At 55.4% G+C, this 10,200-nt stretch carries 8 protein-coding genes and 1 other annotated feature; of the genes, 3 read left to right on the top strand and 5 right to left on the bottom strand.

Features of this window, described 5'->3' with window-relative positions:
- Positions 1-239: 239 nt before the first annotated feature.
- The 3 genes from clpB to rluD all read right to left on the bottom strand — a co-directional run bounded on the left by clpB (position 240) and on the right by rluD (position 4,655).
- Positions 240-2,813, bottom strand: coding sequence for an ATP-dependent chaperone ClpB (clpB, locus tag CYR32_RS20840; RefSeq protein WP_101826998.1), 2,574 nt, complete (start codon positions 2,811-2,813; stop codon positions 240-242).
- A gap of 127 nt (positions 2,814-2,940) precedes the next feature.
- A complete protein-coding gene (gene yfiH, locus CYR32_RS20845) occupies positions 2,941-3,678 on the bottom strand; it encodes a purine nucleoside phosphorylase YfiH (RefSeq protein ID WP_101826999.1) in 738 nt (245 codons plus the stop codon).
- The gene (rluD, locus tag CYR32_RS20850) at positions 3,675-4,655 is read right to left on the bottom strand and encodes a 23S rRNA pseudouridine(1911/1915/1917) synthase RluD (protein WP_101827000.1); all 981 of its coding nucleotides are present in this window, start codon (positions 4,653-4,655) and stop codon (positions 3,675-3,677) included. The genes yfiH and rluD overlap by 4 nt, the downstream gene beginning before the upstream one ends.
- 131 nt (positions 4,656-4,786) lie before the next feature.
- On the opposite strand from rluD, the gene bamD reads away from it, so the two are divergent.
- From bamD to pheA, 3 genes are all read left to right on the top strand, one after another.
- Entirely contained in the window at positions 4,787-5,515 is a 729-nt protein-coding gene (bamD, locus tag CYR32_RS20860; protein WP_101827001.1) for an outer membrane protein assembly factor BamD, read from the top strand.
- Between the two features lie 296 nt (positions 5,516-5,811).
- The gene (gene raiA / locus CYR32_RS20865; protein ID WP_072933735.1) at positions 5,812-6,150 is read left to right on the top strand and encodes a ribosome-associated translation inhibitor RaiA; all 339 of its coding nucleotides are present in this window, start codon (positions 5,812-5,814) and stop codon (positions 6,148-6,150) included.
- A 105-nt stretch (positions 6,151-6,255) separates the two neighbouring features.
- Positions 6,256-6,381, top strand: a sequence feature (Phe leader region).
- 39 nt (positions 6,382-6,420) lie between these two features.
- Positions 6,421-7,578, top strand: a complete 1,158-nt coding sequence (pheA, locus tag CYR32_RS20870; protein WP_101827002.1) for a bifunctional chorismate mutase/prephenate dehydratase — start codon at positions 6,421-6,423, stop codon at positions 7,576-7,578.
- Positions 7,579-7,655: 77 nt separating this feature from the next.
- Here the strand turns inward: pheA and tyrA are convergent, their stop codons facing one another.
- Together tyrA and CYR32_RS20880 are read right to left on the bottom strand one after the other, a co-directional pair.
- A complete protein-coding gene (tyrA, locus tag CYR32_RS20875; protein ID WP_101827003.1) occupies positions 7,656-8,777 on the bottom strand; it encodes a bifunctional chorismate mutase/prephenate dehydrogenase in 1,122 nt (373 codons plus the stop codon).
- Positions 8,778-8,782: 5 nt separating this feature from the next.
- Positions 8,783-9,859 (bottom strand): 3-deoxy-7-phosphoheptulonate synthase, encoded by a 1,077-nt coding sequence (locus CYR32_RS20880; protein ID WP_101827004.1) that lies wholly within the window; start codon positions 9,857-9,859, stop codon positions 8,783-8,785.
- Positions 9,860-10,200 lie beyond the last annotated feature (341 nt).

A 10,200-nucleotide genomic window follows, 5' to 3' on the forward strand; every position in this document is an offset into this window, starting at 1 on the left:
GTTCCCGGTCAGTGGAGGCGCATTATAGGGAGTTCCGCGCAGGCTGCAACCCCTAAATTCAAAAAAACATTCAACCGCTGAATATTTGAACAGACAGAGCTTATTATGTACGAAATCGCCCTGTTTCGCTGCTTTTATGAACAACTTCTTTATAACTTCTTTGACTTTGCTTCTGTCGGGAAACGCCCATAAAGAAAAGGAGCCCGCTATGCGGGCTCCTTTCTCTTCTTATTTACTGTTTATTGCTTAGCAACGATGTGGCCATCAGAAACATCCAGGGTGATAGGGCTGCCCGGCAGCAGCTTGCCTGACAAGATCTGTTGCGCCAGCGGGTTCTCGATCTCCTGCTGAATAGCCCGTTTCAATGGACGGGCCCCATAGACAGGATCAAAGCCTGTTTCGCCTAACAGCTCCAGCGCAGCGTCCGTCAGCGTTACGCTGTAGCCCCGCTCTTCCAATCGTTTGTAAAGACGTTCCAACTGGATAGCGGCAATGGACTTGATATGCGCGCGGCCCAATGGGTGGAATACCACTACCTCGTCAATACGGTTAATGAACTCAGGGCGGAAGTGATGGCTGACGACATCCATCACCGTGGTTTTCATTTGTGGGTAATCCATCTGCCCGAACCGCTCCTGGATCAGATCTGAACCGAGGTTAGAGGTCATAATCACGACTGTGTTGCGGAAATCGACAGTACGCCCCTGACCATCGGTCAGACGCCCGTCATCCAGCACCTGCAATAAGATGTTGAAGACATCCGGATGCGCTTTCTCCACTTCGTCCAGCAGGATGACGGAATAAGGACGGCGGCGCACCGCTTCGGTCAGGTAGCCCCCCTCTTCATAACCGACATAACCCGGAGGCGCACCCACCAGCCGCGACACGGAATGTTTTTCCATAAATTCGGACATGTCGATACGCACCATTGCATCGTCACTGTCGAACAGGAAACGTGCCAGCGCTTTACACAGCTCGGTCTTCCCTACCCCGGTTGGCCCCAGGAACAGGAAGGAACCAATAGGCCGGTTTGGATCGGCAAGGCCTGCACGGCTGCGGCGGATAGCATTCGACACTGCGTCGACTGCCTCATTCTGGCCAATTACCCGCTGATGCAGATCCTGCTCCATACGCAGCAGCTTCTCGCGCTCGCTCTCCAGCATCCTTGAAACCGGGATGCCGGTCCAGCGTGCCAGAACCTCGGCGATTTCGGCATCTGTCACACGGTTACGCAGCAGCTTCATGGTTTTGCCTTCTGCCTGTGTCGCTGCCGCCAGCTGTTTCTCCAGCTCAGGGATTTTCCCGTACTGCAATTCTGACATCCGGCCGAGATCACCCACACGGCGCGCCTGCTCCAGGCTGATTTTCGCCTGTTCCAGTTCAGCCTTGATAGTCTGGGTACCGGACAGGGCCGCTTTTTCCGCTTTCCATTCTTCTTCCAACTCAGAATAGTCACGCTCTTTCTGCGTGAGTTCACTGTTCAGCATCTCAAGGCGTTTCAGGCTGGCATCATCAGACTCTTTTTTCAGGGCCTGCTGCTCGAGCTTAAGCTGGATGATACGGCGCTCAAGCCGGTCAAGGGATTCCGGTTTAGAGTCGATCTGCATGCGGATGCTGGACGCTGCCTCATCGATCAGGTCGATGGCTTTATCCGGCAACTGACGGTCGGCAATGTAGCGGTGAGAAAGCGTAGCCGCTGCGACAATCGCCGGGTCCGTGATCTGCACATGGTGGTGCAACTCATAACGCTCTTTCAGCCCACGCAGAATCGCGATGGTATCTTCTACCGACGGCTCAGCCACGTAGACTTTCTGGAAGCGGCGCTCCAGCGCGGCATCCTTCTCTATATATTGGCGATACTCGTCCAGCGTGGTGGCCCCGACGCAATGCAGCTCACCGCGGGCCAGCGCGGGCTTCAGCATGTTACCGGCATCCATGGCACCGTCCGCTTTACCTGCGCCCACCATAGTATGCAGCTCATCGATAAACAGGATGACGCTGCCTTCCTGTTTAGAGAGATCGTTAAGCACGCTTTTCAGGCGCTCTTCGAACTCCCCGCGGTATTTGGCACCCGCCACCAGCGCGCCCATATCCAGCGACAGCACACGTTTATGCTTCAGGCCTTCCGGCACTTCGCCATTGATAATCCGTTGCGCCAGCCCTTCGACGATGGCGGTTTTCCCGACGCCCGGTTCACCAATCAGCACCGGGTTGTTTTTGGTACGGCGCTGCAATACCTGGATAGTGCGGCGGATCTCTTCGTCACGGCCGATAACCGGGTCGAGTTTCCCCTGCTCGGCACGCTCTGTCAGATCAATGGTAAATTTCTTCAGTGCCTGGCGCTGATCTTCAGCATTTGCATCATTCACTTTTTCTCCTCCCCGCATCTGGTCAATCGCCTGACTGATTCTGGTTGCTTCCGCCCCGGCCGCTTTCAGCAGATCGGTTAATGCACCGCGATCCTGCAGGGCGGCGAGAACAAACAGTTCGGATGAGATAAAGGTGTCGGCACGTTTTTGCGCCAACTTGTCACAGAGATTCAGAACACGCACCAGATCATGGGATGGCTGAACATCCCCGCCGGTGCCTTCAACTTGCGGTAAACGGGCCAGGCCCTGCTCGATGTCACTCCGTACACGGTTGGCATCCACCCCGGCGGATGTCAGTAACGGGCGCACGGTTCCCCCTTCCTGGTTGAGCAAAGCGCTCATCAGGTGAAGAGGTTCAATGAATTGGTTATCACGCCCAAGGGCAAGGGACTGGGCATCAGCGAGGGCAAGCTGGAATTTGCTGGTAAGACGATCCAGACGCATAACTCCTCCAATACAGGTCAAAATTGCTACTGGAGATTAAATGAGGTCAACCCTCACCTTTTCAAGGTTATCCTGACCGTATATTCGGAGTTTTTTTATGCGTCACGGATCGTCTCGGAGCCGTAGATTATATCAGCCAGATTAAAGTTGCCAGACGCCCGGTCGTTCCTTCCCGGCGAAAAGAAAAGAAATTCTCCGGTTCAGTCAGGGTGCAGCGCCCGCCACCGTAGGTATCCTGTACCCCGGCGGCCTGAAGCCGGAGCCGGGCCAACTGATAAATATCTGCCATGTATTTGCTGCCCACCGCCCGGAAAGCCGCGGCCGTTGCCGGGTTTTCTGCCACAAAGGCAGCCCGCACTTCAGCACCGACTTCAAAGGCATCCGGCCCGATAGCAGGGCCAAACCACGCGATGAGCTCCTCCGGCGGGCAACGGAATTGCTTCAGCGTATTTTCCAGTACACCGGCGCATAACCCACGCCAGCCGGCATGGGCTGCCGCCACTTCGTCGCCCCGGCGTGAAGCGAACAGAACCGGCAGGCAGTCTGCCGTCATCACGGCACACACCTGCCCCGGCACGGCGGTATAAACCGCATCCGCCCGCAAGGCATCGGCAGAGGGTGCCTGCCCCTCCAGCCGTAACACGTCTGTGCCGTGTACCTGTTCGAGCCAGTAAGGCATCGCGGGCAGCCCTGCCGACGCCACCAGGCTCCGGCGGTTTTCCGTCACAGCCGCCGGGTTGTCACCCACATGCGCCCCAAGGTTCAGCGACGCATAAGGCGGCAGGCTGACGCCGCCATGACGCGTGGTGCTACAGGCGGCGACCGTGGCAGGTGCCGGCCATTGCGGGCGGATCAGCGTACTCATAGCCAGTCCAGCTGATCCTTAAAGGCTTCGGTATCGGCTTTCAGGGCCTCGATCAGATCGACCATGTCCTGCGGCAGCGGCGCGTGCCACTCCATCTGAATGCCGGTAATCGGATGGTAAAGACGCAGCATCGTGGCGTGCAGCGCCTGGCGGTCAAAACCGCGCAGCGTGGAAATAAACTGCTCAGATGCGCCTTTTGGCGGGCGCGGACGGCCGCCATAAAGCTGATCGCCCACCAGCGGGTGGTTAATGTGCGCCATGTGAACACGAATCTGGTGCGTACGGCCGGTTTCCAGGCGCAGGCGCAGGCGCGTATGTGCACGGAAATGCTCCATGATGCGGTAATGCGTTACCGCAGGTTTCCCCATCGGGTGAACGGCCATGTGGGTACGTTTGGTCGAGTGGCGGGCGATCGGCTGCTCCACCGTACCGCCTGCGGTCATGGTGCCGATCGCGACAGCTTCATATTCACGGGTGATTTCACGCAGCTGAAGGGCTTCCACCAGCCGGGTTTGTGCCGGGACGGTTTTCGCCACCACCATCAGACCGGTGGTGTCTTTATCCAGACGGTGGACAATGCCCGCACGCGGGACATCCATAATCTCCGGGTAATAGTGCAGCAAGGCGTTCAGCACGGTGCCGTCCGGGTTACCGGCGCCCGGGTGAACCACCAGGTCACGCGGCTTGTTGATGACCAGAATATCGCTGTCTTCATACACGATGTTCAGCGCAATCTCCTGCGCCTCCCAGCGGGCTTCTTCTTCTATTTGCGCATCAATGGCAACGACTTCGCCACCCAACACTTTCTCTTTTGGTTTGTTCACCATCTTGCCGTTGACCAGGACACGATCATCCAGAATCCACTCTTTTATGCGCGATCGTGAATAATCAGGGAACAATTCCGCTAAAGCCTGATCTAAACGTTGACCGAGTTGAGATTCGGCCACCGTTGCGGTGAGTTGTACTTGTTGTGCCATATGCAGCTTCTTCGTTAACGTTGGGTTTTCACGGCGATGCCGTTTAAAATAATGTGCTATTGTAGCTGGTCTTTGCCGGGAACTTAACGGACAGTCTCCCGGAATAACACCCTGAGGATAATCAAAACGTCATGACGCGTATGAAATATCTGGTGGCTGCAGCCACGTTGAGCCTGGTTCTGGCGGGTTGCTCCAGTTCGAAAGATGCGGTGCCCGATAACCCGCCTTCGGAAATCTATGCAACCGCTCAGCAAAAACTGCAGGACGGTGACTTCAAAGGAGCCATCACCCAGTTGGAAGCGTTAGATAACCGCTATCCGTTCGGGCCTTACTCCCAGCAGGTTCAGCTGGATCTGATCTACGCCTACTATAAATCTGCAGATCTGCCGATGGCGCAGGCAGCCATTGACCGTTTTGCACGGCTGAACCCGACCCATCCGAGCATCGACTACGTCATGTATATGCGTGGCCTGACAGACATGGCGTTGGATGACAGTGCCCTGCAAGGTTTCTTCGGTGTTGATCGTTCTGACCGTGATCCCCAGCATGCCCGTGCCGCCTTCCGCGATTTCAGCCAGCTGATTCAGAGCCACCCTGACAGCCAGTATGTCACGGATGCGCAGAAGCGTCTGGTTTACCTGAAAGATCGTCTGGCGAAATATGAACTCTCCGTGGCGCAATATTACACGAAACGCGGCGCATACGTTGCAGTAGTTAACCGTGTTGAGCAGATGATGAAAAATTATCCGGACACGCAGGCAACCCGTGATGCCCTGCCGCTGATGGAAAATGCCTATAAGCAGCTTCAGCTCACAGGCCAGGCTGACAAGGTCGCAAAAATCATTGCCGTTAATCAGTAATGATGCGGTAAAGCAGCAGGACAGGAACGGTGGCTGAGGCCGCCGTTTTTTTTGCATTTGTTTGAATAACAAACAAATAATGAACAACAGCGCCTACGGGGCTGACGATATAACTGAACGATAGTGCGATAGCCGGCGACAACTCTCAAGCACAAATTTTTTAATCTTCGTCACACTTCACATAATCGCCTTCGCTGACAAAAAGTGACAAAAATAAGTGACCTTCATCACAAAATGAGGGCGTCATTAGGCTATGCTGAAGATATCCAAGACGGAAAGACAGAGAGGTAAGTTATATGACAGTCAACATTACCAGCAAACAAATGGATATCACTGATGCAATTCGTCAGCATGTCGAAGACCGTCTCGCCAAACTGGATAAATGGCAAACGCAACTGATTAACCCCCATGTCGTCCTTTCTAAAGAGCCCAACGGTTTTCAGGCTGATGCGACCATCAGCACCCCCAACAGCGGCCCCCTGGTGGCGAGTGCCCGCCATGACGACATGTATGCAGCAGTAAACGAGATGATTACCAAACTGGAGCGGCAGCTCAACAAAGCGCAACATAAAGATGAAGCGCGCCGGGCTGCGACCTGCATCAAAGAGGTCAACCTGGAGCCTGAAGAGCCCTGAGTCCTTCCAGTCATAATGAGCGCGCCCACCGGGCGCGTTTTTTATTGACAAAAAAACGCCAGCGGTTACTTTATATAAGATCAGTGAATAACCTTGGAATTCTATATTGCGCCCACACCTGTTTTTCTTCGCATTCTTTTTTACCTTCCCCTGATTGGGAGGCGATTCGTCACACGATAAAGAATGCGAAGACGAACCAGAAAAAGCCTCCCCCGCGGAGGCTTTTTTTATGGGCCGATTTTGATAAGAAGATAACAAAAGGCAGACATCATGACCGACAACCCTTTACTGGCATTGCGTGAACGCATCACCGCCCTGGACATCAAATTGCTGGATCTGCTGGCGGAACGCCGCGGGCTGGCGCTCGACGTGGCCCGCGCCAAACTGCATACCCACCGCCCTATCCGTGATAAGGCACGTGAGCGGGACCTGCTTGATGCCCTGATCGATGCCGGTAAACAACGTAATCTGGATGGTTTCTATATCACCCGGCTGTTCCAGCTGATTATCGAAGATTCGGTACTGACCCAGCAGGCTCTGCTGCAGCAGCAGCTTAACCAGACAACAGTTCACTCCGCACGTATCGCTTTCCTTGGCCCCAAAGGCTCTTACTCGCACCTGGCTGCCCGCCACTATGCGGCCCGCCATTTCGAACAGTTTGTTGAATGCGGCTGCCTGAAATTCCAGGACATCTTCACACAGGTGGAAACCGGCCAGGCGGACTACGCCGTGCTGCCGATTGAAAACACCAGTTCGGGCTCTATCAATGATGTCTACGATCTGCTGCAACACACCAGCCTGTCGATTGTGGGGGAACTTTCCACCCCGATTGATCACTGTGTCCTGGTCAGTACGCCGACTGAGCTTTCAGCGATTAAAACGGTGTACAGCCACCCGCAACCTTTCCAGCAGTGCACTCAGTTCCTTAACCGCTTCCCGGACTGGAAAATTGAATATTGTGAAAGCACCGCCGCCGCCATGGAGAAAGTGGCTGCGCTGAACTCGCCGGACGTCGCAGCGCTTGGCAGTGAGGCGGGCGGTGCGCTGTACCAGCTTCAGGTGCTGGAGCATAAGCTGGCAAACCAGCAGCAGAACATCACCCGCTTTATTGTACTGGCGCGCAAAGCCATCGACGTGTCTGAACAGGTGCCGGCGAAAACTATGTTGATCATGGCGACCGGCCAGCAGTCCGGTGCCCTGGTTGAGGCATTGCTGGTACTGCGTGAGCACGGCATCGTCATGACCAAACTGGAGTCCAGGCCGATCCACGGCAATCCGTGGGAGGAGATGTTTTATATTGATGTGCAGGCCAACCTGCGCAGCGAGAGTATGCAAAAAGCCCTGCGGGAATTGGCACCGATTACCCGGTCACTGAAAGTGCTCGGCTGTTACCCGACCGAGAACGTGGTGCCGGTTGACCCAAGCTGACGCGGGATCCCTTCCCATAAAAAAGCCACGCGAAACATGGCGTGGCTTTTTGTCTGACATCTTTTTCTGGAAGGTGGTTACTGACGGTTATCGTTGGCTTGCAACAGCAGCGTACGGCTTTCCACCAGGAAACGCTGGGCGTAATCTCCAAACCAATGCTCCACTTTTTTGAAGCTGTCGATAAACGCCTGCTTATCACCCTGCTCCAGCAGGGCAATCGCCTCACCAAAGCGCTGGTAGTAACGCTTGATCAGCGCCAGGTTATTCTCTGACGACATAATAATGTCGGCGTAGAGCTGCGGGTCTTGTGCAAACAGCCGCCCCACCATTGCCAGCTCCAGCCGGTAAATCGGCGACGACAGCGCCAGCAGCTGCTCCAGCTGCACATTCTCCTCAGCCAGATGCAGGCCATACGCGAAAGTCGCGAAGTGGCGCAGCGCCTGGATAAAGGCCATGTTCTGATCGTGCTCCACCGCGCTGATGCGGTGCAGACGCGCGCCCCATACCTGCAACTGCTCCAGCAGCCACTGATAGGCGTCGGGTTCACGGCCGTCGCAATAGACCACCACCTGTTTCGCCAGGCTGCCGACGTCCGGGCCGAACATCGGATGCAGCCCTAACACCGGGCCTTCATGCACTGCCAGCATCGCCTGTAACGGCCGGTTCTTTACTGAGGCAAGATCCACCAGAATGCAGTCGGCAGGCAGGGCCGGCAGGCGGGCAATCACTTGCTCTGTGAGGTGGATCGGCACACTGACAATCACCATCCCGGCGTCTGACAGCAGCTCATCCGCCCGCGGCCAGTCATCCTGCTCCAGCACCCGGACCTGATAGCCGGAGAGCGTCAGCATACGGTTAAACAGCTGCCCCATTTTGCCCTGCCCGCCGATAATGACCACCGGCCGCAGTTCGGGGCGGAGCGTTTTGAACCCTTTGTCATTCTCACTGGAATAGGATTCCCGCATAACCCGGCGTAACACATCCTCAATCAGATCCGGCGGCACACCGAGCGCTTGCGCCTCCTGGCGGCGGGAGGCCAGCATAGAGGCTTCCCGCTCCGGGACGTAGATCGGCAAGCCATAACGGCTTTTCACTTCGCCAACCTCAGCCACCAGTTTCAGACGCTTTGCCAGCAGATCCAGCAAGGCTTTATCGACCTCATCGATTTGATCGCGCAACGCGGTCAGCTCAGCCACCATACCTTTTACTCTCCTGCTTTACGTTCGACCAGCGCATTACCCAGCTGTTGATGCATATCACGCAACAGCGTTTCGGTGCTTTCCCAGTTGATGCACGCATCAGTGACTGAAACGCCGTAACGCAGTTGATCGCGCGGCTGCTCTGAAGACTGATTGCCCTCATGCAGATGGCTCTCCAGCATCAGACCGGTAATAGAACGGTTGCCGGCCTTAATCTGGTCAATCGCGGATTGCGCGACCAACGGCTGACGGCGGTAATCTTTATTTGAGTTGCCGTGGCTGCAATCTATCATCAGAGAAGGGTGAAGTCCTGCTTCGCTCATCTGCTGCTCACAGGCCGCGACATGTTCAGCGCTGTAGTTCGGCGTCTTCCCGCCACGCAGAATCACGTGCCCGTCCGGGTTACCCTGGGTTTGCAGCAGGCACACCTGCCCCGCCTGGTTGATGCCGACAAAACGGTGCGGCATGGCAGCGGCGCGCATGGCATTGATCGCCGTGCCCAGGCTGCCGTCGGTGCCGTTTTTGAACCCGACCGGCATGGACAGGCCGGAGGCCATCTCGCGGTGGGTCTGAGACTCGGTAGTCCGCGCCCCGATGGCCGACCAGCTGAAGAGATCGCCCAGGTACTGCGGGCTGTTCGGATCCAGAGCTTCTGTCGCCAGCGGCAACCCCATACCAACCAGCTCAAGCAGCAGGCGGCGCGCAATATGCAGGCCCGCTTCCACATCAAATGACCCATCCATATGCGGATCGTTGATCAGCCCTTTCCAGCCCACGGTGGTACGGGGCTTTTCAAAGTAGACGCGCATCACAATGTACAGGTGGTCACTGAGTTCCTCAGCCAGATCTTTCAGACGGCGTGCGTATTCCAAAGCCGCTTCAGGATCGTGGATTGAGCAAGGGCCGCAGACAATCAGCAGGCGGTGATCGTGGCCTTTAAGAATATTAGCGATGATGTCACGCGACTGCGCAATATTGCGCTGATCTTCAGTGCTTAATGGGAACTGTTTCTTCAGCTCTTCCGGAGTAATCAGTACCTCTTCCGCGCTGATATGTACATTGTTGAGGGCATCTTTTTGCATTACGTCGGTCCTGTCAGTTATCGGGGGCAGCCGGTCTCGCCGCTGCAATACCCTCACCTTACCACGGAATGTAAATTATTCAATCCATAATTCGTAAATAATAAATTACACTGTTTTAATTACACCCTACCCACCCTGAAATCCCATACATAATGAAAAAGATATAGCCATATAAATCAATACATTAAAACACTATCTGACTTATCTGCTTTTAGCAGAATTTTCCGCTTTTCTTGGGTAGAAAACTGTAAAAATAATATTACATCATAGGGCTGCTGATCCCGACGTTACGGCTGAACGCAGCGGCCCCGGCGGCGGGCGCAGCACCGGCCCCCAAAACC

The sequence above is a fragment of the Chimaeribacter coloradensis genome (assembly GCF_002858715.1).
Taxonomy (GTDB): domain Bacteria; phylum Pseudomonadota; class Gammaproteobacteria; order Enterobacterales; family Enterobacteriaceae; genus Chimaeribacter; species Chimaeribacter coloradensis.

Coding starts and splice junctions, on each gene's coding strand:
- clpB (WP_101826998.1), bottom strand. CDS start 2,813: ATGCGTCTGGATCGTCTTACCAGCAAATTCCAGCTTGCCCTCGCTGAT.
- yfiH (WP_101826999.1), bottom strand. CDS start 3,678: ATGAGTACGCTGATCCGCCCGCAATGGCCGGCACCTGCCACGGTCGCC.
- rluD (WP_101827000.1), bottom strand. CDS start 4,655: ATGGCACAACAAGTACAACTCACCGCAACGGTGGCCGAATCTCAACTC.
- bamD (WP_101827001.1), top strand. CDS start 4,787: ATGACGCGTATGAAATATCTGGTGGCTGCAGCCACGTTGAGCCTGGTT.
- raiA (WP_072933735.1), top strand. CDS start 5,812: ATGACAGTCAACATTACCAGCAAACAAATGGATATCACTGATGCAATT.
- pheA (WP_101827002.1), top strand. CDS start 6,421: ATGACCGACAACCCTTTACTGGCATTGCGTGAACGCATCACCGCCCTG.
- tyrA (WP_101827003.1), bottom strand. CDS start 8,777: ATGGTGGCTGAGCTGACCGCGTTGCGCGATCAAATCGATGAGGTCGAT.
- CYR32_RS20880 (WP_101827004.1), bottom strand. CDS start 9,859: ATGCAAAAAGATGCCCTCAACAATGTACATATCAGCGCGGAAGAGGTA.